A 23,552-nucleotide genomic window follows, 5' to 3' on the forward strand; every position below is an offset into this window, starting at 1 on the left:
GCCGAGGAGTTTGCTATGAGTTTGGAAAATATCTCCTGCCAAAAAAGTTTTGGCGGTTGGCACAAGCGTTATCGCCATCGCTCAGAAGTACTTGGCTGCGACATGGTGTTTGCCGTGTACCTGCCGCCGCAAGCGGAGCAGGGCGGCAAGTTGCCGGTGCTGTACTGGTTGTCGGGCCTGACCTGCACCGACGAGAACTTCATGCAGAAGGCCGGCGCCATGCGCATGGCCGCCGAGCTCGGGCTGATCATCGTCGCGCCGGACACCAGCCCCCGTGGTCCCGACGTGCCGGGTGATCCGGATGGCGCCTGGGACTTCGGCCTCGGCGCCGGGTTCTACCTGAACGCCACCCAGGAACCCTGGTCGCGCCACTATCGGATGCATGACTATGTCGTGCAGGAATTGCCAGCATTGGTCGAAGCGCATTTCCCGGCGTCGGACAAGCGCGGCATCAGCGGTCACTCCATGGGTGGCCACGGTGCGCTGGTTTGCGCCTTGCGCAATCCGGGGCGTTATCTGTCGGTGTCGGCGTTCTCGCCGATCAACAATCCGATGGACTGCCCGTGGGGCCAGAAAGCTTTTTCCCGCTACTTGGGAGAGGATCGCTCGAAATGGCGCGAGTGGGATGCCTGTGCATTGATTGCCGAGGCTGAAGAAAAGCTGCCGCTGCTGGTTGACCAAGGCGATCGCGACGATTTCCTCGCCACCCAGCTAAAGCCTGAAGCCTTGCAACAGGCGACCAAACAGGCCGGTCATCCGCTGACGTTGCGCCTGCAACCGGGCTATGACCACAGCTATTTCTTCATCGCCAGTTTCATCGATGAGCACTTGCGGCATCACGCGCATGCTCTAGGTGCCTAATGCAGGTAGAATCACGCCCTGACAAAATTCGGGGCGTTTTTTTATGCGTATTGGCCACGGCTATGATGTGCACCGTTTCGCTGAAGGCGATTTCATCACTCTGGGTGGCGTGCGCATTGCACACGGCTTCGGGCTGCTCGCTCATTCCGACGGTGACGTCCTGCTGCACGCCTTGAGTGATGCTTTGCTCGGCGCTGCCGCGCTGGGTGACATCGGCAAGCATTTCCCGGACACCGACCCAAAATTCAAGGGCGCCGACAGCCGAGTGCTGTTGCGTCATGTTGTCGCGTTGATCCACGCCAAGGGCTGGAAAGTCGGTAACGTCGACAACACCATCGTCGCCCAGGCGCCGAAAATGGCCCCGCATATCGAATCGATGCGCGCGCTGATTGCCGCGGATCTTCAAGTTGAGTTGGATCAAGTGAACGTAAAAGCTACCACCACCGAAAAGCTCGGCTTTGTCGGACGCGAAGAGGGCATTGCCGTGCATTCCGTTGCCTTGTTGCTGCGCGCATGAACGAACTGCAATTGCTCGGCCCGCGGGCCTATGGTGAACTGCTCGGCAGCGCCGTACTGAAAGCCACCGCGGAAGATTTCCAGGTCGACGAAGTCCTTGATATTCCCCTTACCGGCGACGGTGAACACCTGTGGATCTGGGTGGAAAAACGTGGTCTGAATACTGAGGAAGCGGCACGGCGCATCGCCAAGGCGGCCGGGGTGCCATTGCGCACCGTCAGCTACGCCGGGCTCAAGGATCGCCAGGCGCTGACGCGCCAGTGGTTCAGCGTGCAACTGCCGGGCAAGGCTGATCCTGATTTGTCGTCGGCGGAAAACGATACGCTGAAAATCCTCAAGACCGGTCGACATAAACGCAAGCTGCAACGGGGTGCCCACTCGGCCAACGGTTTCACTTTGCGTCTGACGCAGTTCGCTGGCGACAAGGCCGCCATTGAAGAGCGTCTGCAGTTGATCGCCAAACAAGGCATCCCCAACTATTTCGGCGCCCAGCGCTTTGGGCATGACGGCGGCAACGTCGTCGATGCCCGCGCCTGGGCCGCGCGCAAGGCCTTGCCGGAGCAGCGCAATGTGCGTTCGCGCCTGCTCTCGACCGCTCGGAGTTTCCTGTTCAACCAAGTGCTGGCCGCGCGTGTCGCCGATGGCACCTGGCAGCGTGCCCAGGTTGGCGATCTGTTGGCGTTCACCGATAGTCGCAGCTTCTTTCCGGCCGGTGAGGCCGAATGCAGCGACCCGCGACTGGCGATTCTCGATCTGCACCCGACCGGTCCGCAGTGGGGCGAAGGTGACTCGCCGGCCACGGGCGTTGTCCATGAACTGGAGCAGGCGATCGCCGCACGCGAAGCAGACCTTCGCGATTGGTTGATCAACGCCGGAATGAGCCACGAACGTCGCATCCTGCGGCTGCCCATTGCCGGGTTGACGTGGCATTATCCCGAGCCTGACATTCTGCAACTGGAATTCGTCCTGCCGGCCGGATGCTTCGCCACCGTATTGGTGCGCGAGCTTGTTGATCTGGTGCCGGTGGGGCAGACGGACAGCCCATGCGTATTCTGATTTCTAACGACGATGGGGTAACCGCACCCGGACTCGCCGCGCTTTATGCTGCGCTGGCGGATTACACCGAGTGCGTGGTGATTGCCCCGGAACAGGACAAAAGCGGCGCGAGCAGTTCGCTCACGCTCGACCGTCCGTTACACCCGCACACGCTGGCCAACGGCTTTATCAGCGTCAATGGCACGCCGACCGATTGCGTGCACCTGGGCCTCAACGGCTTGCTGGAGCGTGAAGCGGACATGGTGGTGTCCGGCATCAACCTGGGCGCCAACCTGGGGGACGACGTGCTCTACTCGGGTACCGTGGCGGCGGCACTCGAAGGTCGATTCCTGGCGCGTCCTGCGTTTGCCTTTTCGCTGGTCTCGCGACAAGTCGACAACCTTGCCACGGCGGCCTACTTTGCGCGCAAACTGGTCGAGGCCCATGCGGATCTCGAACTGCCACCGCGTACGGTACTGAACGTGAATATTCCCAATTTGCCGCTGGAGCACATCCGCGGTATCCAGTTGACCCGCCTCGGGCATCGCGCCCGCGCGGCAGCACCGGTGAAAGTGGTCGACCCGCGAGGCAGGTCCGGGTACTGGATTGCGGCGGCGGGGGACGCTGAGGATGGCGGCCCCGGCACCGATTTCCATGCCGTGATGCAGGGCTACGTTTCCATCACCCCGTTGCAACTGGATCGCACCTTCAATGATGCCTTCAGAAGCCTCGACGGCTGGCTGGAGGGGCTGCACCCATGACCCGTGGACACGACGACATGCTGCACCGCGGCATCGGCATGACCTCGCAACGGACCCGCGAGCGCCTGATTCAACGCCTGTACGAGGAGGGGATTACCAACGCCAAGGTGTTGGAAGTCATTCGTCGTACACCGCGTCACCTGTTCGTCGACGAGGCGCTGGCGCACCGTGCCTACGAAGACACGGCGCTACCCATCGGCAATAACCAGACTATCTCCCAGCCGTATATGGTGGCTCGCATGAGCGAGTTGCTGCTCGAAGCCGGGCCGCTGGACAAGGTCATGGAAATCGGCACGGGGTCGGGCTACCAGACGGCGGTGCTGGCGCAACTGGTCGAGCGGGTTTTTTCCGTGGAACGTATCAAGGTCCTGCAAGACCGGGCCAAGGAACGCCTGGTCGAGCTGAACTTGCGTAACGTGGTATTTCGCTGGGGCGATGGTTGGGAAGGCTGGCCAGCGCTGGCGCCTTACAACGGCATTATCGTGACAGCGGTAGCGACCGACGTGCCTCAGGCGCTGCTTGATCAACTGGCGCCGGGAGGGCGTCTGGTGATCCCGGTCGGGTCTGGTGAGGTGCAACAACTGATGCTGATCATCCGGGAAGAACATGGCTTTTCCAGGCGGGTCCTGGGGTCGGTGCGCTTCGTCCCGTTACTCAATGGTCCACTGGCCTGAGCATTTGTTTAAACGCGCTGAATTCTCTTCGATTGCCTCTGTCTTACAGCGGCGTCGATTGTTTAAACGGGTTGTTTTTTCAGACAGCAAACGTGTGCGCCAAGCCATTTCGCTTCATTAAGGGTAAAGCCGGCACGGCCCGTTATACTTGCGACACTTCGTGCCGGAACACGGCAAATCACATTTTCAGCCACCACAAAGGGAGCGGCGGGTGAGTCTCACAGTCATAGCGCAGCGTATGGGTACAACGAGCTTTCAGCGCCTGGTGACTGGCCTTGTCATGAGCACCTTGCTGGTCGGTTGCTCCAGTAACAAATCCAGCGATGTAGGCGTTGTCGACCGCAACAAAGCCGCCGCCCAGCGTCCGGCCGTGACCACGGGGCAGTACGTCGTTCGACCCAAGGACACCCTGTTCTCCATCGCGTTTCGCTATGGCTGGGACTACAAGGCCCTGGCGGCACGCAACAACATTGCGCCGCCGTACACCATCCGTCCCGGTCAGACGATTCGCTTCGATGGACGCAGCGGTTCAACGCCGACAACCGTGGTCAGCTCGTCCAGTTCCTCGCCTTCATCCTCGAGTAAAACCACAGTCATCCGCCGCTCTGCGGACGGTACGACCACGACCACACCGGTGGTTGTACCGTCCGTCGCGAACAAGCCGGCACCCGCTCCACTGCCTCCACCGGGTCCAGCCCCGACCGGCTGGGGATGGCCATCTAATGGCATTTTAATTGGCAAATTCTCATCAAACGGTAGTTTGAATAAAGGAATTGATATCGCAGGGGATTTGGGACAGCCTGTTTTAGCTGCGTCTGATGGGACGGTGGTATACGCCGGGAGTGGCTTAAGGGGCTACGGCGAATTAGTCATCATCAAACACAGTGAAACCTACGTCAGTGCCTACGGACATAACCGCAGGCTGTTGGTTCGGGAGGGGCAGCAGGTCAAGGTCGGACAGACAATTGCCGAAATGGGGTCAACGGGTACAGACCGGGTGAAACTGCATTTTGAGATTCGCCGCCAAGGTAAACCTGTAGATCCGCTGCAATTCCTGCCGCGTCGTTGATCGCTTCCAGCCTGTTCCGTTACGTAGAGGGGACAGGCTCCAGCGTTGCCAAGGATCAAGGCGCCGCTTGAGCTTGAGGTCGAACTCACCAAAGGACTATAACAATGGCTCTCAGTAAAGAAGTGCCGGAGTTTGACATCGACGATGAGGTTCTCCTGATGGAGACCGGCATCGGCACGGATTCGATGTCGAATGATGAAGGGGCGGCTCCACCTTCCGTTCGTGCCAAATCCAAACACTCCGCGACATTGAAGCAACATAAGTACATCGATTACACGCGGGCACTCGATGCCACGCAGCTGTACCTCAATGAAATCGGCTTTTCCCCTCTACTGTCCCCCGAAGAAGAAGTGCATTTTGCGCGCCTGTCGCAAAGTGGTGATCCGGCCGGGCGCAAACGCATGATAGAAAGTAACCTGCGGCTGGTGGTGAAAATCGCCCGGCGTTACGTCAATCGGGGCCTTTCACTGCTCGATCTGATCGAAGAGGGCAACCTCGGCTTGATCAGGGCGGTGGAGAAATTCGACCCTGAGCGCGGTTTCCGCTTCTCGACCTACGCAACCTGGTGGATTCGTCAGACCATCGAGCGCGCGATCATGAATCAGACCCGGACCATCCGGTTACCGATCCATGTGGTCAAGGAGCTCAACGTGTACCTGCGGGCCGCACGGGAGCTGACGCAAAAGCTCGATCATGAACCCTCACCCGAAGAGATCGCCAACCTGCTGGAAAAACCGGTAGCAGAGGTCAAGCGCATGCTCGGCCTCAACGAGCGGGTTTCTTCGGTCGACGTCTCGCTGGGTCCGGATTCGGATAAAACCCTACTGGACACCCTGACCGACGATCGCCCAACCGATCCATGCGAGCTGTTGCAGGATGACGACCTGTCTCAAAGCATCGATCAGTGGCTCTCGGAGTTGACCGACAAGCAGCGCGAGGTGGTTGTACGCCGCTTTGGCCTGCGCGGTCACGAGAGCAGCACCCTTGAAGATGTGGGCCTGGAAATTGGCCTGACCCGGGAGCGGGTCAGACAGATTCAGGTAGAAGGTCTGAAGCGTCTGCGGGAGATTCTGGAGAAAAACGGGCTGTCGAGCGAGTCGCTGTTTCAATAAGCCACTCGTAAGTGCTCAAAAGAAAGCCCCGACTGGTTCGGGGCTTTCTGTTATCCGCAGGATGGTTTTTTATTGGTTTTTCACGGAATCCCGGGAAAAACAGGTAACGCGATACTTGTAGGAGCCGGCTTGCTGGCGATGGCGGCCTGACAGCCGACTTATTGTTTGTTGACGGAGTACATATCCATTCCTGCGGTAACGGCCGCTATTGGTTTCGCTCTTACAGCGAGTCACTTGGAAAAGCCTGTAGGAGCGAGCATGCTCGCGATGGAGGTCAATGGTGACGCGGGGAGCCTGGACACCACGCGGTGCTCTCAGGTTTTTCGCGAGCATGCTCGCTCCTACAGGGCCCGCCGCGATGGGCCATCCTTGGCCCAGCGCGGCTAAACCGGCATCCATGCCGGTTTACCCACTGCGCAGAACCTCCACTCGGCCTCTCGAGGGGGCAAGAAAATCAAAAGCCAAAGCAAAGCGAGGCGGCCTACCAGCCGGCCTGGTCTAGAGCCGTACGCATTTCCCCCTGTAGGAGCCGGCTTGCTGCGGGCGGCGTTCCGACGATGGTCGTCAACGATAACGCTGGAGAAACTGGTTAAGCGCTGGGCACTTGAGTCCATCGTCGGAACGCCGCCCGCAGCAAGCCGGCTCTTACAGATATTGCGTTGTCTATGTTTCCCGGGATTCCGTGAAGAGCCTTTTTATTCCAGGGACGCCAGCGCAGTTTTGTAGCTTCAGGGTGTAAGTCTTCGCTTACTCTTTTCGTAAGTGTTCACTATTTTTACAGGTTGGCAGTCGACCATATTCTTTGCAGGTCAGTTTTATCCAACTGAAAAACAAGTGAATTATCTAACGTGAACAGGATGTGACAAGTCATTCGGGCCCGCGCGAGCGATTGCTCCTGGCGGTAAACACTCTAGTATCGGTGTTGTGTCAACGGACAGACACGCCCTTCAAGGACGAGGGGAAAGGACATCGCAGGAAGCGATTCATCAGGATGATGAAAAGGAACACAGGGAATAGGGAAAAAATGTGGGCGGGTCAGACCGCCCCTTTTTTTGCCTGCAGAAAAGCAAAAAGGCCCTTGTGGGGCCTTTTTCGGGAACGCGGGGATAATCAGCGTTCGAGGTGTTCGATCTTGCCTGGCTTGCCATCCCATTCTGCGGATTCTGGCAATGGATCTTTGCGTTCGGTGATATTTGGCCATACTTCGGCCAGCTCCATGTTCAGCTGGATAAAGTTTTCCATGCCTGCAGGTACTTCATCTTCAGAGAAGATGGCCACCGCTGGGCATTCAGGTTCGCACAGTGCGCAGTCGATGCACTCATCCGGGTGAATCACCAGGAAATTCGGGCCTTCGTAAAAGCAGTCCACCGGACAGACTTCTACGCAGTCGGTGTACTTGCACTTGATGCAGTTGTCGGTGACGACGAAGGTCATTTCTAATTTTCTCCTCAGGCGCGGCTTGCTGCGCCCCTTCACGTAGGGGTCGCAAGGTTTGAGAGCGATAGTCTGCAGGTCAGGCTAATAGCCTGCAGCATCCCAAACCGCGCGAGATTCTAACAGCTTGCAAGCCTATGCGTTAGACCCGTGTCTTTAGTGTATAGAGCATTTCGAGCGCGCGACGTGGTGTCATGTTGTCCAGATCGAGTCTGGCCAGTTCATCCAGCACCGGATGCGGCAGGCTCGCGAACAGGTCGCTCTGCTGCGGCGCGGCCGGTTTGCCTTTGACAGGCGCAGGTGTTTCATGGGGCAGGGCGGTGTCTTCCAGCCGGCTCAAGTGCTCACGGGCACGCACGATCACTTCGCTGGGCACACCGGCCAACTGTGCAACGGCCAGGCCGTAGCTCTGGCTGGCAGGCCCTGGCAGCACGTGGTGCAGGAACACGATACGTTCGTTGTGCTCGGTGGCATTGAGGTGCACGTTGGCCACCAGCGGCTGAGCTTCCGGCAGGACCGTCAGCTCAAAGTAGTGGGTGGCGAACAAGGTGTAGGCTCGCAAATGCGCCAGGCGCTCCGCCGCCGCCCACGCCAGGGATAGGCCGTCGAAGGTGCTGGTGCCACGGCCGACTTCGTCCATCAGCACCAGGCTGCGTTCGGTGGCGTTGTGCAGGATGTTGGCGGTTTCGCTCATCTCGACCATGAAGGTCGAACGTCCGCCGGCCAGGTCATCACTGGAGCCGATCCGGGTGAAAATCCGGTCGACCAGGGACAACTCGCAGCTGGCTGCCGGGACAAAACTGCCGATGTGCGCCAGCAGCACGATCAGCGCCGTCTGCCGCATATAAGTGGACTTACCGCCCATGTTCGGACCGGTGATTACCAGCATGCGGGTGTTGTCGTCGAGGCTCAGGTCGTTAGCGACGAACGGGGTGGTCAATACCTGTTCAACCACCGGGTGGCGACCCTGGTTGATGCGCATGCATGGCTCGCTGACAAAGCGCGGGCAGTTCAGGTCGAGGTTCAGCGCCCGTTCGGCCAGGTTGCTCAGAACGTCAAGCTCGGCCAGCGCTGCCGCGGTGTCCTGCAGGGGTGGCAACTGGGCAATCAGGTCTTCGAGCAGTGCTTCGTACAGCATTTTCTCCCGCGCCAGGGCACGGCTTTTGGCTGACAGCGCCTTGTCTTCAAAGGCCTTCAGTTCCGGCGTAATAAAGCGCTCGGCACCCTTGAGGGTCTGGCGGCGAATGTAGTCGGCGGGTGCGGACTCGGCCTGCTTGCTCGGCAGTTCGATGAAGTAGCCGTGGATGCGGTTGTAGCCGACTTTCAGGTGAGACAAGCCCGTGCGGGCTTTTTCGCGGGCTTCGAGGTCGATCAGGAATTGCCCGGCGTTCTCGCTGAGCGATTGCAGTTCATCGAGTTCGCTGTCGTAACCGGTTTTCAACACGCCGCCATCACGGATCACCGCGGGCGGGTTGTCGATGATGGCTTTTTCCAGCAATGCCGCCAGTTCCGGGTAGGTGCTGGTGGTGGTTGCCAGTTGGTTGAGGTGCGGCGCTTCAAGCTCGGCCATTGCCACTTGCAGTTGCGGCAACGCGCCAAGGGCATCACGCAGGCGAGCGAGGTCCCGTGGACGGGCATTGCGCAGGCCGATTCGGGCGAGAATGCGCTCGATGTCGCCGATTTCCTTGAGCTGCGGTTGCAGCTTTTCGAAACGGTAGCCGTCAAGCAGGCAGGTGATCGAGGTCTGGCGCGCCAGCAAAACGCTCAAGTCACGCAGTGGGCGGTTCAGCCAGCGAGTCAGCAGGCGGCTGCCCATGGCGGTCTGGCAACGATCAACCACCGATTGCAGGGTGTTGTCGCGGCCACCGGCCAGGTTGGTGTCCAGTTCCAGGTTGCGGCGGCTCGCACCGTCCAGCACCACGGTATCGTCCAGGCGTTCGTGGCGCAGGCTACGCAAGTGCGGCAGGGCAGTGCGCTGGGTTTCTTTGGCATAGGCCAACAGGCAACCGGCGGCACCGATGGCCAGGGTCAGGTTTTCGCAACCGAAACCTTTCAAGTCCTGGGTCGAGAATTGCTGGCAAAGACTCTTCAGTGCCGAATCACGCTCGAAATCCCACGGTGCGCGGCGACGAACACCGCGACGTTTCTCGGCCGGCAGATCCTTGGGCCAGTCATCCGGGATCAGTAATTCCACTGGATTGACGCGCTCCAGTTCCGCCAACAGGTTTTCCCAACCCTTGATTTCCAGCACGCTGAAGTTGCCACTGGTGATATCCAGCACCGCCAGGCCAAACAGGCGCTCATCACCCAGAACAGCGGCGATCAGGTTGTCCCGTCGCTCATCGAGCAGCGCTTCATCGCTCACCGTACCCGGGGTGATGATCCGCACCACCTGACGATCCACCGGGCCTTTGCTGGTGGCCGGGTCGCCGACCTGCTCGCAGATCACCACGGATTCGCCGAGCTTCACCAGTTTCGCCAGATAACCTTCCGCGGCGTGGTAAGGAATGCCGCACATCGGAATCGCCTGGCCGGCCGACTGTCCGCGAGCGGTCAGGGTGATGTCGAGGAGCTTGGCAGCCTTCTTCGCGTCTTCATAGAAGATCTCGTAAAAGTCGCCCATGCGATAAAACATCAATTGGTCAGGGTGCTGGTTCTTCAGGCGCCAGTACTGCTGCATCATCGGGGTGTGCGAGGACAGGTCGGAGAGGGCTTTATTCATCGGTTTGCCAGGAAAACTCGTTCAAAAGGTGTGGGGCAAAAGCGGGCATTGGCACGGCTTTTCCGCGATGGGCGCAAGGTTACCATGTGCAGTCTTGTCGACGCAGGCATCGCGGCCGGGTGACGTCTTTATTGATGATTCATGCATGAGTTATGCAAATAAGCATTTGTCGTGACAAAAAACTTCGAGCAATATGCGCATTATGCAAAAACGCAATGTTTCGACCGTTTTAAGAACGCTGCTCGATCAGCACGGTATCTCCCCCACGGAGCTTCACCGTCGCACCGGCGTACCTCAATCCACTCTCTCGCGCATCCTCGGCGGGAAGATTGTCGATCCCTCGGATAAACACATCTCGAAGATCGCCGAATACTTCGCCGTCAGCACCGATCAGTTGCGTGGCCGGGCGGTCATCGCGCAGGCGTTGAGTACCCGGCGTGAAGCCGCGCATTCTCAACTCACCGACATCAGTCTGTGGGACGACGACACCCCCATCGATGACGACGAGGTCTCGGTACCCTTTCTTCGCGAGGTTGAATTGGCGGCAGGATCAGGAAGATTCGTCATCGAAGAGAGCGAGCGTGCCAGCCTGCGCTTTGGCAAGCGCAGCCTGCGTCATAACGGAGTGCAGTTCGACCAGGCCAAATGCGTGACGGTGCGCGGCAACAGCATGCTGCCGGTGTTGCGCGACGGTGCCACGGTGGGCGTCAACGCCGGCAAGCGCGGGATTGGCGATATCGTCGATGGCGATCTCTATGCCATCAACCATAACGGCCAGCTGCGGGTGAAACAGCTGTATCGACTGCCCACAGGGATTCGCCTGCGCAGCTTCAACCGCGATGAGCATCCAGACGAGGACTACTCTTTCCTGGAAATGCAGGAAGAGCAGATCCTGATCCTGGGTCATGTGTTCTGGTGGGGCATGTACGCTCGCTAACCTTTCGTTTGCCCGCCTTGTAGGAGCGGTGCTTGCCCGCGAACCAGACACCGCGGTGTATCTACAATACCGCGTTATCGTTCTTCGCCGGCAAGCCTGGCTCCTACAGGGAAGGACCCAGGTTTTTTTGCGTTCAGCATGTAATGCGGTGCATTTCTTGCCCTTCTAAAAATGCATTTATGCATTGACTGTATATGCATTCATGCATAGTCTTGTGCCCAACCGCATGCATCGCAAACCAAACACCCTGGAGGCCTGACATGACAAACGAGCAACAACTGTTGCTGGACCTGCCGATCTGGCTCGTCGTCGCGCTCGCAGTGGTCAGCGGGGTGTCCGGGGAAATGTGGCGCGCCGACAAGGAGGGTGCCCGTGGCTGGTCATTGCTGCGACGACTGGCCTTGCGCTCCGGGGCCTGCATGGTTTGCGGCGTCTCGGCCATGATGTTGCTGTACGCCGCCGGGATGTCGATCTGGGCCGCTGGCGCCTTCGGTTGCCTCACCGCGATAGCCGGGGCCGACATGGCCGTCGGATTGTATGGGCGCTGGGTGGCCAGACGTATCGGTATAGATGACGTGCCGCCGCGTGATTCTCGCCCCGACCAACAGTGAATGGCTGTCGCTTTGCTGTTTGCCATGAGTCGAAGTGCTGCGACGTTCGACGGCACAACACTGCGCAACAATTGCAGGTGAGGCATGCGGGGGGCGTTTCTGTAATCTTGCGTTCGGGGCAAGGCGCCCACCACGCCGCTGGAGGGATTTCTCCCCACCTTTCGAGCTTCATGCATCAATCAAAGGAGCGAGCGATGCGCCTCACCGAGCAACAGTTACTCATGATTTTTCCAGGTGCCCGCACTCAGGCGGGCCTGTACATTCTTACCCTTAATAACGCCATGGAACGTCGTAATATCAGTACCCCCGGGCGCATGGCCGCCTTCCTGGCGCAAATCGGCCACGAGTCGGGGGAGTTGCAGCATGTGCGAGAGTTGGGCAACGAGAAATATTTCGAGAAATACGATACCGGGGACCTGGCCCTACGCCTGGGTAATTCCCCTGAGCCCGACGACGACGGTCAACGCTATCGGGGCCGTGGTCTGATCCAGGTCACCGGCCGCAGTAATTACCTGCAGTGCAGTCGGGCACTTTTTGGTGATGAGCGCTTGTTGCACCAACCCGAACTGTTGGAGCTGCCTCAGTGGGCCGCCGAATCCGCAGCCTGGTTCTGGGAGCGAAACGGCCTCAATGAACTGGCCGACTTTGATGAGTTCAACAGTATTACCCGACGGATCAATGGTGGCTTGAACGGGCTGCAGGATCGTTTGCTGTTTTGGGAGCGGGCAAAGGCCGTGTTATGCCCGTCTGCGATCTGATCCTGGCGGGTCCCTGTAACTTGCAAGCGCTATTCGCTCGTGTACGTTAGGCCTCATTGTCCGATCAGGAGATCACCGTGAAAGAAATCACTCAGCTGGCCGCTGAACTCGGCAGGCGCCTGCAGGTTCTCAATGCCCACGTCACCGCCGCCGAGTCCTGTACGGGCGGCGGTATCAGCGAGGCGATTACCCGGATCCCGGGTAGCTCGGCATGGTTCGAAGCCGGTTATGTCACCTATTCCAACCGACAGAAGACTCTCCAGCTGAATGTTCCGACCGAGCTGTTTTCAACTGTGGGGGCGGTCAGTCGGGAGGTGGTCGAGGCCATGGTCCGTGGAGCACAGGAAAAAAGCCGTGCACGTTTTGCCGTGGCGGTCAGTGGTGTGGCTGGGCCGGACGGCGGTTCGCCAAGCAAACCGGTGGGCACCGTATGGCTTGCGTGGGGCGTCGACGACCAGGTGTTCAGCGAGGTGCAGCACTTTGCCGGCAACCGCGACGAGGTCCGCCGACAAACGGTGAGGGCCGCGCTAGAGGGGCTGCTGCGCCATGCCGCGGGAGAAATCTCAAATCAGGGGTAGGCGATCCGCAAACGCTGTGGAATAATACTGTCTACTTATACAGGTGTTGGCCGTCAGGCCTTATTGATTACGTGAGGACTTTAATGGACGACAACAAGAAGAAAGCCTTGGCTGCGGCCCTGGGTCAGATCGAACGTCAATTCGGCAAGGGTGCCGTAATGCGTATGGGCGATCAGGACCGTCAGGCAATCCCGGCCATCTCCACTGGCTCTCTGGGTCTGGACATCGCTTTGGGCATTGGCGGCCTGCCAAAAGGCCGCATTGTTGAAATCTACGGTCCTGAATCTTCCGGTAAAACCACACTGACATTGTCCGTGATCGCCCAGGCCCAGAAAGCCGGCGCGACCTGCGCATTCGTCGATGCCGAGCATGCCCTGGACCCTGAGTACGCCGGCAAGCTGGGCGTCAACGTCGACGACCTGCTGGTGTCCCAGCCTGATACCGGTGAGCAAGCCCTGGAAATCACCGACATGCTGGTGCGTTCCAATGCGGTCGACGTGATCATCGTCGACTCCGTGGCGGCGCTGGTGCCGAAAGCTGAAATCGAAGGCGAAATGGGTGACATGCACGTGGGCCTGCAAGCCCGTCTGATGTCCCAGGCTCTGCGTAAAATCACCGGTAACATCAAGAACGCCAACTGCCTGGTGATCTTCATCAACCAGATCCGCATGAAAATCGGCGTGATGTTCGGTAGCCCGGAAACTACTACCGGTGGTAACGCGCTGAAGTTCTACGCATCGGTTCGTCTGGATATCCGCCGCACGGGTGCGGTGAAAGAAGGCGATGAAGTCGTCGGTAGCGAGACCCGCGTCAAGGTTGTGAAGAACAAAGTGGCTTCGCCGTTCCGTCAGGCCGAGTTCCAGATTCTTTACGGCAAGGGCATCTACCTCAACGGCGAGATGATCGACCTGGGTGTTCTGCACGGTTTCGTTGAGAAGTCCGGTGCCTGGTACGCCTATAACGGCACCAAGATCGGTCAGGGTAAAGCCAACTCGGCCAAGTACCTGGCGGATAACCCGGATATTGCCGCAACGCTCGAGAAGCAACTGCGTGACAAGCTGCTGTCTCCGTCTTCGGTAGCGGACTCCAAGGCTTCTGCGGTCAAAGAGACTGAAGACGATCTGGCTGACGCTGATATCTGATTGATCCGATGACCGCCGTACTCGATACCCTCGTCGCGGTGCGGCGAACCGCAATGGACCTGCTCGCACGACGCGAGCATGGTCGAGTCGAGCTGACGCGTAAACTGCGTCAGCGCGGCGCTCTCCCCGAAATGATCGAAACAGCACTCGACCGATTGACGGAAGAGGGCTTGTTGTCCGAATCCCGCTACCTTGAAAGCTTCGTTTCCTACCGTGCCCGTTCCGGCTATGGCCCTTTACGCATTCGTGAAGAGTTGAGTCAGCGTGGTCTGCAACGTAGCGACATCGAACTCGCGCTGCGCGAGAGCGGCATCGACTGGCAGGAACAATTGCAAGACACCTGGCGGCGCAAGTTCTCCGGGCAATTACCGATAGACGTCCGGGAGCGTGCCAAGCAAGGCAGGTTCCTGGCGTATCGGGGATACTCCATGGAAATGATCAGCCGCTTGTTCAGCGGCCGAGGGATGGACGATTGACTGAAACGACTCGCTATTTCGATAGCGGGCCGTTTTTTTTGCCTCACGTAACCTTTAATGGCTCTCGCGTACGCTGCTGCGCCGGTGGCTGGGTTTGTGCCCAGTTTTCCGGCAGGTTGATGTAATCCACCAACTCGCGCAGCCGGCCGTGATCACGGGCGGTGAAGGTGAAGGCCAGCCGTGCCAGGTGGCTGAACCGTGCTTCGTCGTGCTCCTCGCCGTTATAGGCATGTTGATGGAATTGATCGCTCAGGCACAGGTCGGCGAATGCCTCCTGCATGTGTTCGAGTGCCAGGTCACTGAGCTTGTGGTTCATGCGAATCACGAACTGGTGCTTGAGCCAGCGGCTGGAGTGGTAGTTGCTGTAGAACTGGTTGATCTGCTCCACCGCTTCCTCGGCGCTGTAGACCAGTTTCACCAGCTTCATGTCGGTGGGCAGGATGTAGCGATTCTCCTCCAGTTGATGGTGGATGAAGTCCAGTGCGCCCTGCCAGAATTTACCGCCCGGCGCGTCCAGCAGCACCACGGGCACCAATGGGCTTTTGCCCGTCTGGATCAGCGTCAGTACTTCCAGCGCTTCGTCCAGGGTGCCAAAACCGCCTGGGCATAACACCAGTGCATCCGCTTCCTTGACGAAGAACAGCTTGCGCGTGAAGAAAAAATGGAAGGGCAGCAGGTTGGTCGTGCCCTGAACGGTGGGGTTGGCATGTTGCTCGAAGGGCAGAGTGATGTTGAATCCCAGGCTGTGTTCCAGACCAGCACCTTCGTGGGCCGCGGCCATGATGCCGCCTCCCGCGCCCGTGATGACCATCATGTCCGAGCGCGCCAGGGCGGCGCCGAGTTCCCGGGCGAGGCCATACAAGGGGTGTTCCACTGGCGTGCGTGCGGAGCCGAAGACTGTGACTTTGCGTCGCCCCTTGAACTGCTCCAGCGCACGGAACGCGTGCTCGAGTTCGCGCAGGGCTTGCAGGGTTATCTTGGCATTCCAGCGGTTGTGGTCTTCCTGGGCCATGCGCAGCACGGTCAGGATCATGTCGCGGTAGATCGGGATGTTCGGGCTATTGGGTGAAACCAGTTTGAGCTGTTCTTCGACCTTGCTGATGAGGTCGTGGCCGCTTTCTTCAAAATGACGGCTCAGGAGGTCATTCGGTTGGTAAGGCATTCAACTTCTCCTTCTGCACAGAGCCATCGGCTTCGACCATTGAAGCGTCGACGCCACGACACTTCATGTGTCGCTGTCTGCCCAGGCCCATGCCTGGGCAATTCACTTGACCCTGATCGGGTCATCCATACCGGCTCTGTTTTTCCCTTGGATGAAAGAAACGTTCGCAGAGCGCAAGACGTAACGGGCGGCCGTTTTTCCTGCCCTGAAAAAATGAACGTAGATACCTGAAATCTAGACCCTTGCGATGATTCGTGCTGCCTCGATCATTGCGCCGCAAAGTCTTTCCTGGCAACCGTTTATTGACGATTTGCAAGGTGGTTTCACCGCTCGTCTGAACCCTCCCCGAGTGTTCGGTACTCTGATTTACTAAGTTACAGGTACCACACGACAACTTGGCGTCAAAGGTAGGGCGCAGGGTACAAGCGGTTCAAGGATTTACCGCTGATCACGAGTGAAGTGCAGGGAGCCGTAAACCATGGCCAGGGTCATTCTGGAGATCGATACGCAACTGTATCGATTGCTGAAGTCATCAGCCGAGATCAATCATTTGAGTCTCGAGGAAGAGTGCTGCCGGCGTCTTATGGGCGCAGAGCAACGTTCACGCTATTTGCAGGCGCTGGTGGCGGAACTGCGCGCCGAGGATGAGCAGCGGCGCGCAAAATCCCACTGACTTACTTACTTTTTCTTCTGGGTCGCTTTCGGGCAATCCGATTCCTGATAGCTTGCAGAACCAACCGCACGGTTGGTCTTTACCTCGGTGAAGTCGTAACGCATGACCGCGCCCTTGGCCATCAGCTTGCGGAAGGACGGGTTGTTGCATACCGAGGCGCCCAGCTGGAAGTACACGGCCTTGGGGTCGGCGCGCATCTTGTTGGCATGACTGCTTTGCACGCTCAGGTGGTTGATCAGTACATTGCCTTCGACCGTGTAGCCTTGATCGAGAATGTCTTCACTGATCGCCCGTGGCGTGCCGACGCTGCTTTGGGTGGCGACGTTTCGCAGCTCTCTGTTCAGATTCTGCTCACTCAAGGACGCAGCCTGAGCGTTGAAGGACGACGCCAGCAGAATGGCAGCGGTGGGAACGATAAGGCGCAGCATGAAACTCTCCTGGGGCAGTGATGGGGGTTTGACCCACCACATGACTGTGCGTTCAGTGGCGGCGAATTATAGGGGACCAGGCCTGGACGGTACAGGTTTGCACCGGAGGGTCTGGTAAACTGCCTGCACTTTCATCCTGCGAGTGCTTTTCGTGTCGATCTCTTTTTTCTGCCGGCGTGGCCTGCGATGAACCATGCTTCCAACGCCGTAGCCCGTCTGCGCGACCAGCGCGAAGAGGAAGGTATCAAGCCGATCCAGGCCCGTGGGTGGCGGGCAACACGGTGCCGCGCTTGCCGCGTGATCGAAAGTCACTGCCTGTGCGCCTGGCGCCCGCAGGTCGAGACTCGCTCCGGGGTGTGCCTGATCATGACTGGCAAGGAAGTGTTCAAGCCCAGCAACACCGGCTGGCTGATTGCCGATGTGGTGCACGACAACCATGCATTCATCTGGTCGCGTACCGAAGTCGATCAACAGTTACTGACGTTGCTGTCCGACCCGCAATGGCAGCCTTATCTGGTGTTCCCGGGTGAATATGTCGCGCCCGAGCGGGTGACTCACAGCGTGGCAGTCGACCAGACCAGGCGGCCGCTGTTCATTTTGCTGGACGCGACCTGGACCGAAGCCCGGAAGATTTTCCGCAAAAGCCCCTATTTCGACGCGCTTCCGATTCTTAGCCTGTTGCCCGAAAAGCTCTCCCGCTATCAATTGCGCCGCTCCACCCGCAGCGAGCACCTGTGCACCGCGGAAGTGGCGGCGTTGTGTCTCGATCTTGCGGGAGATGGAGAGGCCGCCTCGGCACTGGACGCTTATTTCGATGTGTTCAGCCAGCATTACCTCGATGCCAAGCGTCAGCTGGAAATGAACGTTTCGACCCCAGCGCACACCGAGTTGATGCCCTATGTTCAGCCAGCAGTGGCATTGATGGACTGATTGTCGCCGAAGCTGCAATAAAGTGTACCGGCCATGTCGCTTGACCACCCCGGTTTCGCTGGGCATGCTTGGCGCCGATTAGGGTGCGGCCAGAGTTTGAAACGCCGTTTTTTGCGTTGAACGTGCCCTGTTGGTGCAGCACCGTAGCTGTTACCTCGAGTTGTTTTGGCGATACCCGAATGCATCGGGCATCCCATGAAAAACAGGATCATTTGAAAAATGGCCACATACGAAATCCTGATTGCCGATGACCATCCTCTTTTTCGTTCCGCCCTGCATCAAGCGTTGACCCTGGGCCTGGGCCCGGATGTGCGCCTGGTGGAAGTGGCGAGCATTGCCGAGCTGGAGACACGCCTGACCGAAAAGGCTGACTGGGACCTGGTGCTGCTGGATCTGAACATGCCGGGCGCGTATGGTTTTTCCGGGTTGGTGCTGTTGCGCGGCCAGTATCCGCAAATTCCTGTCGTCATGGTCTCGGCCCAGGAAGAAGCGACGATCATGGTGAAATCCCGCGAATTTGGTGCAAGCGGTTTCATACCCAAGTCCAGCGACTTGAGTGTTATCCAGAAAGCTGTGCGCGCGGTGCTCGATGGCGATGTTTTCTGGCCACCGCAGGCGTTCGAAGCCGTCAGCGTTTCCGCTGAAGCCAAGGCGGCCAGTGAAGGCCTTGCAAGCTTGACTCCGCAACAGTTCCGGGTGCTGACCATGGTTTGCGAAGGGTTGCTGAACAAACAAATTGCCTACGAACTGAGTGTTTCCGAAGCGACCATCAAGGCCCACGTGACCGCGATTTTTCGTAAACTGAATGTGCGGACCCGCACCCAGGCGGCGTTGCTGTTGCAACAACTTGAGTCAATTTCAAGCCATTAAGCGCTGCCGCCTTCACGCTTTTTTGACTTTGGTTAATCTAGCTTTCCCACTCCCTTTTTGGTCAGTTCCTACTCTTATGTCACCTTTCAAAGGCCAGACCGGCCTGAAACGTATCCTCAATGCTTCCGGTTACTCGCTGGACGGCCTGCGCGCAGCCTTCACCGGCGAAGCCGCTTTTCGGCAACTGGTGTTGCTCAATGTCATCCTGATCCCGCTGTCGTTCTTCTTGAACGTGAGTCGTGTCGAGCAGGCGTTGCTGATTGCGGTATGCCTGCTGGCGCTGATCGTCGAGTTGCTCAATTCGGCCGTGGAAGCGGCCATCGACCGCATTTCCCTTGAATTGCACCCGTTGTCAAAGAACGCCAAGGATATGGGCAGTGCCGCGCAATTCGTGGCCTTGACCATGATAGCGCTGGTCTGGGCGGTGATTCTGCTTTAAGCGATCGATGGCAGAACGATCTCGTCGCTGCGCTGCACCCCGGCGGTGAACGCGCGGCACAGGTCGAGGAACTCACGCATCGCCGAGGTCTGGTACTTCTGCTTGTGCCAGATGAAATAGAACTGTCGCGCCAGGTCCAGGTCCGGAGTCTCCACCGCTACCAGGCTGCCGCGGCGGAACGCATCCCGTAGCGCCAGTCGCGAGATACAGCCTATTCCCAGACCGGACTCTACAGCGCGCTTGATGGCTTCGGTGTGCTCCAGTTCCAGGCGGATGTTCAGCGCGCTACGGTGATGGCGCATGGCCTGATCGAACGTCAGGCGTGTGCCTGAGCCTTGTTCACGCAAGATCCAGGCTTCCTGGCTCAGCTCCTCCATGCTCGCGGTGCCGCGTCTGGCCAGCGGGTGCTGTGGTGCGCAAAAGACCACCAGCTCATCTTCGACCCAACTTTGCACTTCGATGTCGGGGTGGTTGCAATCGCCTTCGATCAGACCCAGGTCAATTTCGTAGTGGGCAACCTGTTGCACAATATTGGCGGTGTTCTGCACGTGCAGCTTTACCTGGCTTTCCGGGTGGCGTTGCATGAAACCGCCGATCAGCAGGGTCGCGAGGTAGTTGCCAATGGTCAGGGTTGCGCCCACTGCCAGTGAGCCGAAACCGGACTTGCCATTGAGCAGGTCTTCGATTTCCTTGGCCTGGTCGAGCAAAGCTACCGCCTGGGGCAGCAGCTGTTTGCCGAGGGCGTTGAGGCTCAGCCGTTTGCCGGCGCGATCGAACAGCTGGCAGCTGCACTGGCGCTCCAGCTCGGTAATTGATGTGCTCGCCGCCGATTGTGAGAGGTTGAGCAGGCCCGCAGCACGGGAGACGCTTTCCTGCTGGGCGACGGCAACGAACACTTGAAGTTGACGGAGAGTAAATCGCATATCGATATAACCGATAACCCTTATCTTAATAATCCAGTTAACAGATATTGTCGTCGCTATTAGAATGCGATGCAATTGCGCACCGCAGGTCTCTTCACTGAAAGAGCAAGCGCAGACCCAATCTCCAGGAGTCCCCGTACATGAGCAACATGAACCACGAGCGTGTCCTCAGTGTTCATCACTGGAACGACACTCTGTTCAGCTTCAAGTGCACCCGTGATCCGGGCCTGCGCTTCGAGAACGGTCAGTTCGTGATGATCGGCCTGCAACAACCCAACGGCCGCCCGCTTATGCGCGCTTACTCGATTGCCAGCCCGAATTGGGAAGAGCATCTCGAGTTCTTCAGCATCAAGGTGCCTGATGGTCCGCTGACTTCCCAGCTGCAACATCTGAAGGAAGGCGACGAGATCATCATCAGCAAGAAGCCTACCGGCACGCTGGTGCTGGATGACTTGAAGCCTGGCAAACATCTGTACCTGCTCAGCACCGGTACCGGTCTGGCGCCGTTCATGAGCGTCATCCAGGATCCGGAGACCTACGAGCGTTTCGAAAAAGTGATCCTGTGCCACGGCGTACGTTACGTCAACGAAGTCGCCTACCGCGAGTTCATCACCGAGCACCTGCCGCAGAACGAGTTCTTTGGCGATGCACTACGTGACAAGTTGATCTACTACCCGACCGTAACCCGCGAGCCGTTCGAAAACGAAGGTCGCCTGACCGACCTGATGCGCAGCGGCAAGCTGTTCAGCGACATCGGCCTGCCACCGATCAACCCGCAGGACGACCGTGCCATGCTGTGCGGCAGCCCGAGCATGCTCGACGAGACCAGCGAAGTGTTGAACAGCTTCGGCCTGAAAGTATCGCCTCGCATGCGCGAGCCGGGTGATTACCTGATCGAGCGTGCGTTCGTAGAGAAATAAGAACACCACGACCCTGTGGGAGCGAGCTTGCTCGCGATAGCGGTAGATCAGCCGACATTGATTCTGAATGTCAGACCGCCATCGCGAGCAAGCTCGCTCCCACATTGGTTTGCGGTGGTAAAAAAGCCCGAGTCACCTGAAAAGGTAGCGCGGGCTTTTTCGTTTCTGGCGGTTATATCTTCGCGGGAATGACTTCGAGCACGCGGATCAGCTTCGGCGTCGGATAATGCCAGCGCACATCCACATCCCAGAATTGCGCACCATATTCCCGTTCTGGCGCAGGCGTCTGGTACGCCGGTCGCGGATCTTGCGCCAGGCATTGCTCAATCAGCTCAACCAAGGGCTCTTCAAGGCGCTGAGCATGCCCGTGAGCCTGTTGCAGGGCCGAGTCCGTCCACTGCACGGCAATCAACAGCGGCGCGGCGCTGGCGATGCTGTTGGTGGCTGTGTCGATGATGTCGGCGTAAGGCACGTAGGGTTTGACATCGAGGATCGGTGTGCCATCCAGTAGATCAATCCCGGATATCCACAGGCGATCAGCTTCGACCTTGTCCAGTTTGACCACGGACTGGCCAATGCCATTGGGCCGATGGGTGGCGCGCGTGGCGAACACGCCCATGGATTTGTTGCCGCCGAGGCGAGGAGGGCGGACCTTCAGCCGCGGCTTTTCCTCCAGCGCCTGATGGAACAGGAACAGCAGCCAGACATGGCTGACCTGTTCCAGGCCCTGTACTGCATCGCCCTGATCGAATGGCGCCACCAGTTCCAGTACGCCACGGGCGGCCGGGGCTAGTTGCGGCTGGCGTGGGATGGCGAACTTCTCCTTGAAGCAGGAGCGGACGAAGCCGATGGGAGAAACGCTGTAGGTCATGGTTGGCGGTCGAGGCGGGGGGAAAGGAGGGCATGATAACCCGATCGACCTGAATTCAGTGGTGCCTGTGCTGGCACCTTCGCGAGCAGGCTCGCTCCCACAGTAGATCTCGTTCGGCCACAGCACAGTAAATCCTGTGGGAGCGAGCCTGCTCGCGAAGGCCACACCGCCGATTTAGAGGCTGAACCCACCATCCAGCGGAATGATATTCCCGGTCATGTAGGCCCCGGCCGTACTCGCCAGGCTGATCGCCAGTGCTGCCATCTCTTCCTCGCGGCCCCAGCGCTTCATCGGGATCAACGCGGTGTCCTGCGCCAATGCCTGTTCATCATTGCCGATATGCTGGGTCATCTTGCTCGGAAAGCGCCCCGGTGCGATCACGTTGACGTTGATGTGCTGGCTCACCAGTTCCCGCGCCAGGATCCGCGAAAGCTGATGCAGGGCCGCTTTACTTGGCCCATACGCATACGCCTGTTCGCCGAAGGAAGAAATCCCGGCGACTGAACCGATATTGATGATCCGTGCCGGGTTCGCAGGTGAACCGGCTTTGCGTAACAGTGGCAGAAACTGCTGGATGCAGTTGAATACTGACGTCACATTCAGTTGCATGACCTTTTCCCAGCCCTTGATCGGGTAGCTTTCCAATGGCGCCCCCCACGTGGTGCCGGCGTTGTTCACCAGAATGTCGAGGTGGGTCATCTGCTCACCCAGCCGCGTGGCCAGCTGCTGCACGCCTTCTTCAGTGGCCAGGTTGGCGGCCACGCCGTGGCAGCGTCCGAGCGCACCGAGCTCGTCGGCGGTTTGCCGGCAGGCTTCGACATCGCGGGCACAGACGTAGACGGTGGCGCCAGCCTCGACATAGGCCTTGGCGATCATTTTGCCGATACCGCGGGTGCCGCCGGTCACCAGTGCGGTGCGGCCTTGCAGGGAGAAGTAGGGATGCATGGCGAATCCTGAGGGCTGAAGGTCATTACACCCTAGTCGTCAGTCGCCGGAAGCGGAGCCACTATTTTTGCGCGGAATGGGGGGGCATACGGCCTTGTAGGAGCTGCCGGAGGCTGCGATCTTTTGATCTTGTTTTTAAAAATCAAAAGATCGCAGCCTTCGGCAGCTCCTACAGGGTAGATCCGCCTCGCATGTTATTGCGGGCGAACGCGCAGGGTCAGGCCCTTGAGGAAGTTGCGCAGCAACTGGTCGCCGCACGGGCGGTAGTTGGTGTGGCCGAACTTGCGGAACAGTGCGCTCAGCTCAGGCTTGGATACCGGGAATTCGGCGGCCTTGAGGATCGCATGCATGTCGTCTTCTTTCAGCTCGAAGGCCACGCGCAGCTTTTTCAGGATGATGTTGTTGGTCACCGGTACTTCGATGGGCTGAGGTGGGCGGCTTTCGTCCTTGCCGCGCTTGAAGATCACCAGGCCGTCGAGGAAGTGCGCCATGACCTCGTCCGGGCAACGTACGAAACCCTCTTCGTCTTCTTCTTTCTTGTCGAGGTAGGTCAACAGGTCGGCCAAGGTCACGTCCATGCCGCCGAGCTTGATGATCTCGATGACTTTCTTGTCGCTGATGTCGAGCATGTAGCGCACGCTGCGCAGTACGTCATTGTGAATCATGGTGTGCAGTCCTGATATTCAGCAGTGGGCGCCGCATAAA

At 58.7% G+C, this 23,552-nt stretch carries 26 protein-coding genes; 18 read left to right on the top strand and 8 right to left on the bottom strand.

The genetic code is table 11. From position 1 onward, the window contains the following. Nucleotides 1-15: 15 nt before the first annotated feature. From fghA to rpoS, 7 genes are all read left to right on the top strand, one after another. Nucleotides 16-861 (top strand): S-formylglutathione hydrolase, encoded by an 846-nt coding sequence (gene fghA / locus ACA054_RS05855; RefSeq protein ID WP_497688567.1) that lies wholly within the window; start codon nucleotides 16-18, stop codon nucleotides 859-861. A 43-nt stretch (nucleotides 862-904) separates the two neighbouring features. Beyond that, complete coding sequence (gene ispF / locus ACA054_RS05860; RefSeq protein WP_137808032.1) at nucleotides 905-1,378, top strand: 2-C-methyl-D-erythritol 2,4-cyclodiphosphate synthase; 474 nt, start codon at nucleotides 905-907, stop codon at nucleotides 1,376-1,378. Beyond that, nucleotides 1,375-2,433 (top strand): tRNA pseudouridine(13) synthase TruD, encoded by a 1,059-nt coding sequence (gene truD, locus ACA054_RS05865; protein ID WP_497688568.1) that lies wholly within the window; start codon nucleotides 1,375-1,377, stop codon nucleotides 2,431-2,433. The genes ispF and truD overlap by 4 nt, the downstream gene beginning before the upstream one ends. Further along, complete coding sequence (gene surE / locus ACA054_RS05870) at nucleotides 2,421-3,173, top strand: 5'/3'-nucleotidase SurE (protein WP_497688569.1); 753 nt, start codon at nucleotides 2,421-2,423, stop codon at nucleotides 3,171-3,173. The genes truD and surE overlap by 13 nt, the downstream gene beginning before the upstream one ends. Before the next feature lie 38 nt (nucleotides 3,174-3,211). Then, nucleotides 3,212-3,847 carry a protein-L-isoaspartate(D-aspartate) O-methyltransferase gene (locus tag ACA054_RS05875; protein WP_497690251.1) on the top strand — a complete coding sequence of 212 codons (636 nt, stop codon included), beginning with the start codon at nucleotides 3,212-3,214 and terminating at the stop codon, nucleotides 3,845-3,847. A gap of 211 nt (nucleotides 3,848-4,058) precedes the next feature. Next, entirely contained in the window at nucleotides 4,059-4,916 is an 858-nt protein-coding gene (locus tag ACA054_RS05880) for a peptidoglycan DD-metalloendopeptidase family protein (RefSeq protein ID WP_497688570.1), read from the top strand. Nucleotides 4,917-5,020: 104 nt separating this feature from the next. Beyond that, complete coding sequence (gene rpoS, locus ACA054_RS05885) at nucleotides 5,021-6,028, top strand: RNA polymerase sigma factor RpoS (protein WP_046816537.1); 1,008 nt, start codon at nucleotides 5,021-5,023, stop codon at nucleotides 6,026-6,028. Nucleotides 6,029-7,138: 1,110 nt separating this feature from the next. Here the strand turns inward: rpoS and fdxA are convergent. Together fdxA and mutS are read right to left on the bottom strand one after the other, a co-directional pair. Next, nucleotides 7,139-7,462 (bottom strand): ferredoxin FdxA, encoded by a 324-nt coding sequence (gene fdxA, locus ACA054_RS05890; protein WP_497688571.1) that lies wholly within the window; start codon nucleotides 7,460-7,462, stop codon nucleotides 7,139-7,141. A 142-nt stretch (nucleotides 7,463-7,604) separates the two neighbouring features. Next, nucleotides 7,605-10,184, bottom strand: coding sequence for a DNA mismatch repair protein MutS (mutS, locus tag ACA054_RS05895; protein WP_497688572.1), 2,580 nt, complete (start codon nucleotides 10,182-10,184; stop codon nucleotides 7,605-7,607). Nucleotides 10,185-10,386: 202 nt separating this feature from the next. On the opposite strand from mutS, the gene ACA054_RS05900 reads away from it, so the two are divergent. The 6 genes from ACA054_RS05900 to recX all read left to right on the top strand — a co-directional run bounded on the left by ACA054_RS05900 (nucleotide 10,387) and on the right by recX (nucleotide 14,686). Next, complete coding sequence (locus tag ACA054_RS05900; RefSeq protein ID WP_497690252.1) at nucleotides 10,387-11,121, top strand: LexA family transcriptional regulator; 735 nt, start codon at nucleotides 10,387-10,389, stop codon at nucleotides 11,119-11,121. A gap of 260 nt (nucleotides 11,122-11,381) precedes the next feature. Further along, complete coding sequence (locus ACA054_RS05905) at nucleotides 11,382-11,732, top strand: phage holin family protein (protein ID WP_497688573.1); 351 nt, start codon at nucleotides 11,382-11,384, stop codon at nucleotides 11,730-11,732. A 194-nt stretch (nucleotides 11,733-11,926) separates the two neighbouring features. Further along, nucleotides 11,927-12,490: a glycoside hydrolase family 19 protein gene (locus ACA054_RS05910; protein ID WP_497688574.1), complete on the top strand. Its 564-nt coding sequence runs from the start codon at nucleotides 11,927-11,929 to the stop codon at nucleotides 12,488-12,490. Nucleotides 12,491-12,567: 77 nt separating this feature from the next. Beyond that, nucleotides 12,568-13,068 carry a CinA family protein gene (locus ACA054_RS05915; RefSeq protein ID WP_497688575.1) on the top strand — a complete coding sequence of 167 codons (501 nt, stop codon included), beginning with the start codon at nucleotides 12,568-12,570 and terminating at the stop codon, nucleotides 13,066-13,068. 83 nt (nucleotides 13,069-13,151) lie between these two features. Beyond that, nucleotides 13,152-14,210 (top strand): recombinase RecA, encoded by a 1,059-nt coding sequence (gene recA / locus ACA054_RS05920; protein WP_497688576.1) that lies wholly within the window; start codon nucleotides 13,152-13,154, stop codon nucleotides 14,208-14,210. Between the two features lie 8 nt (nucleotides 14,211-14,218). Then, a complete protein-coding gene (gene recX / locus ACA054_RS05925; RefSeq protein ID WP_497688577.1) occupies nucleotides 14,219-14,686 on the top strand; it encodes a recombination regulator RecX in 468 nt (155 codons plus the stop codon). 43 nt (nucleotides 14,687-14,729) lie between these two features. Here recX and ACA054_RS05930 read toward each other — a convergent pair whose 3' ends face one another. After that, the gene (locus ACA054_RS05930; protein WP_497688578.1) at nucleotides 14,730-15,848 is read right to left on the bottom strand and encodes an LOG family protein; all 1,119 of its coding nucleotides are present in this window, start codon (nucleotides 15,846-15,848) and stop codon (nucleotides 14,730-14,732) included. A gap of 478 nt (nucleotides 15,849-16,326) precedes the next feature. Between ACA054_RS05930 and ACA054_RS05935 the strand changes: the two genes are divergently transcribed. Beyond that, complete coding sequence (locus tag ACA054_RS05935; protein ID WP_497638227.1) at nucleotides 16,327-16,521, top strand: hypothetical protein; 195 nt, start codon at nucleotides 16,327-16,329, stop codon at nucleotides 16,519-16,521. 5 nt (nucleotides 16,522-16,526) lie between these two features. Here the strand turns inward: ACA054_RS05935 and ACA054_RS05940 are convergent, their stop codons facing one another. Next, complete coding sequence (locus tag ACA054_RS05940) at nucleotides 16,527-16,949, bottom strand: PA3611 family quorum-sensing-regulated virulence factor (protein ID WP_497688579.1); 423 nt, start codon at nucleotides 16,947-16,949, stop codon at nucleotides 16,527-16,529. Nucleotides 16,950-17,135: 186 nt separating this feature from the next. On the opposite strand from ACA054_RS05940, the gene ACA054_RS05945 reads away from it, so the two are divergent. From ACA054_RS05945 to ACA054_RS05955, 3 genes are all read left to right on the top strand, one after another. Beyond that, the gene (locus tag ACA054_RS05945) at nucleotides 17,136-17,879 is read left to right on the top strand and encodes a tRNA-uridine aminocarboxypropyltransferase (RefSeq protein WP_497688580.1); all 744 of its coding nucleotides are present in this window, start codon (nucleotides 17,136-17,138) and stop codon (nucleotides 17,877-17,879) included. 219 nt (nucleotides 17,880-18,098) lie between these two features. Next, the gene (erdR, locus tag ACA054_RS05950) at nucleotides 18,099-18,749 is read left to right on the top strand and encodes a response regulator transcription factor ErdR (RefSeq protein WP_497688581.1); all 651 of its coding nucleotides are present in this window, start codon (nucleotides 18,099-18,101) and stop codon (nucleotides 18,747-18,749) included. Nucleotides 18,750-18,825: 76 nt separating this feature from the next. Next, entirely contained in the window at nucleotides 18,826-19,188 is a 363-nt protein-coding gene (locus ACA054_RS05955; RefSeq protein ID WP_034149863.1) for a diacylglycerol kinase, read from the top strand. Here the strand turns inward: ACA054_RS05955 and ACA054_RS05960 are convergent. Continuing rightward, nucleotides 19,185-20,111, bottom strand: coding sequence for a LysR family transcriptional regulator (locus tag ACA054_RS05960; RefSeq protein ID WP_497688582.1), 927 nt, complete (start codon nucleotides 20,109-20,111; stop codon nucleotides 19,185-19,187). The genes ACA054_RS05955 and ACA054_RS05960 overlap by 4 nt on opposite strands. 140 nt (nucleotides 20,112-20,251) lie before the next feature. Between ACA054_RS05960 and fpr the strand changes: the two genes are divergently transcribed. Next, nucleotides 20,252-21,031 carry a ferredoxin-NADP reductase gene (fpr, locus tag ACA054_RS05965; RefSeq protein ID WP_008054100.1) on the top strand — a complete coding sequence of 260 codons (780 nt, stop codon included), beginning with the start codon at nucleotides 20,252-20,254 and terminating at the stop codon, nucleotides 21,029-21,031. A 172-nt stretch (nucleotides 21,032-21,203) separates the two neighbouring features. On the opposite strand, the gene tsaA is transcribed toward fpr, so the two are convergent. The 3 genes from tsaA to ACA054_RS05980 all read right to left on the bottom strand — a co-directional run bounded on the left by tsaA (nucleotide 21,204) and on the right by ACA054_RS05980 (nucleotide 23,512). Next, nucleotides 21,204-21,902, bottom strand: a complete 699-nt coding sequence (gene tsaA / locus ACA054_RS05970; protein ID WP_497688583.1) for a tRNA (N6-threonylcarbamoyladenosine(37)-N6)-methyltransferase TrmO — start codon at nucleotides 21,900-21,902, stop codon at nucleotides 21,204-21,206. Nucleotides 21,903-22,076: 174 nt separating this feature from the next. Next, complete coding sequence (locus tag ACA054_RS05975; RefSeq protein WP_497688584.1) at nucleotides 22,077-22,847, bottom strand: SDR family oxidoreductase; 771 nt, start codon at nucleotides 22,845-22,847, stop codon at nucleotides 22,077-22,079. Between the two features lie 194 nt (nucleotides 22,848-23,041). Continuing rightward, nucleotides 23,042-23,512 (bottom strand): YehS family protein, encoded by a 471-nt coding sequence (locus tag ACA054_RS05980; protein ID WP_103394455.1) that lies wholly within the window; start codon nucleotides 23,510-23,512, stop codon nucleotides 23,042-23,044. Nucleotides 23,513-23,552: the final 40 nt, after the last annotated feature.

The organism is Pseudomonas sp. LBUM1653, from assembly GCF_059716115.1.

Bases quoted from the DNA above. Each gene is read 5' to 3' on its own strand.
- fghA (WP_497688567.1), top strand. From the start codon at position 16: ATGAGTTTGGAAAATATCTCCTGCCAAAAAAGTTTTGGCGGTTGGCAC.
- ispF (WP_137808032.1), top strand. From the start codon at position 905: ATGCGTATTGGCCACGGCTATGATGTGCACCGTTTCGCTGAAGGCGAT.
- truD (WP_497688568.1), top strand. From the start codon at position 1,375: ATGAACGAACTGCAATTGCTCGGCCCGCGGGCCTATGGTGAACTGCTC.
- surE (WP_497688569.1), top strand. From the start codon at position 2,421: ATGCGTATTCTGATTTCTAACGACGATGGGGTAACCGCACCCGGACTC.
- ACA054_RS05875 (WP_497690251.1), top strand. From the start codon at position 3,212: ATGACCTCGCAACGGACCCGCGAGCGCCTGATTCAACGCCTGTACGAG.
- rpoS (WP_046816537.1), top strand. From the start codon at position 5,021: ATGGCTCTCAGTAAAGAAGTGCCGGAGTTTGACATCGACGATGAGGTT.
- fdxA (WP_497688571.1), bottom strand. From the start codon at position 7,462: ATGACCTTCGTCGTCACCGACAACTGCATCAAGTGCAAGTACACCGAC.
- mutS (WP_497688572.1), bottom strand. From the start codon at position 10,184: ATGAATAAAGCCCTCTCCGACCTGTCCTCGCACACCCCGATGATGCAG.
- ACA054_RS05900 (WP_497690252.1), top strand. From the start codon at position 10,387: ATGCAAAAACGCAATGTTTCGACCGTTTTAAGAACGCTGCTCGATCAG.
- ACA054_RS05905 (WP_497688573.1), top strand. From the start codon at position 11,382: ATGACAAACGAGCAACAACTGTTGCTGGACCTGCCGATCTGGCTCGTC.
- ACA054_RS05910 (WP_497688574.1), top strand. From the start codon at position 11,927: ATGCGCCTCACCGAGCAACAGTTACTCATGATTTTTCCAGGTGCCCGC.
- recA (WP_497688576.1), top strand. From the start codon at position 13,152: ATGGACGACAACAAGAAGAAAGCCTTGGCTGCGGCCCTGGGTCAGATC.
- recX (WP_497688577.1), top strand. From the start codon at position 14,219: ATGACCGCCGTACTCGATACCCTCGTCGCGGTGCGGCGAACCGCAATG.
- ACA054_RS05930 (WP_497688578.1), bottom strand. From the start codon at position 15,848: ATGCCTTACCAACCGAATGACCTCCTGAGCCGTCATTTTGAAGAAAGC.
- ACA054_RS05935 (WP_497638227.1), top strand. From the start codon at position 16,327: ATGGCCAGGGTCATTCTGGAGATCGATACGCAACTGTATCGATTGCTG.
- ACA054_RS05940 (WP_497688579.1), bottom strand. From the start codon at position 16,949: ATGCTGCGCCTTATCGTTCCCACCGCTGCCATTCTGCTGGCGTCGTCC.
- ACA054_RS05945 (WP_497688580.1), top strand. From the start codon at position 17,136: ATGAACCATGCTTCCAACGCCGTAGCCCGTCTGCGCGACCAGCGCGAA.
- erdR (WP_497688581.1), top strand. From the start codon at position 18,099: ATGGCCACATACGAAATCCTGATTGCCGATGACCATCCTCTTTTTCGT.
- ACA054_RS05955 (WP_034149863.1), top strand. From the start codon at position 18,826: ATGTCACCTTTCAAAGGCCAGACCGGCCTGAAACGTATCCTCAATGCT.
- ACA054_RS05960 (WP_497688582.1), bottom strand. From the start codon at position 20,111: ATGCGATTTACTCTCCGTCAACTTCAAGTGTTCGTTGCCGTCGCCCAG.
- fpr (WP_008054100.1), top strand. From the start codon at position 20,252: ATGAGCAACATGAACCACGAGCGTGTCCTCAGTGTTCATCACTGGAAC.
- tsaA (WP_497688583.1), bottom strand. From the start codon at position 21,902: ATGACCTACAGCGTTTCTCCCATCGGCTTCGTCCGCTCCTGCTTCAAG.
- ACA054_RS05975 (WP_497688584.1), bottom strand. From the start codon at position 22,847: ATGCATCCCTACTTCTCCCTGCAAGGCCGCACCGCACTGGTGACCGGC.
- ACA054_RS05980 (WP_103394455.1), bottom strand. From the start codon at position 23,512: ATGATTCACAATGACGTACTGCGCAGCGTGCGCTACATGCTCGACATC.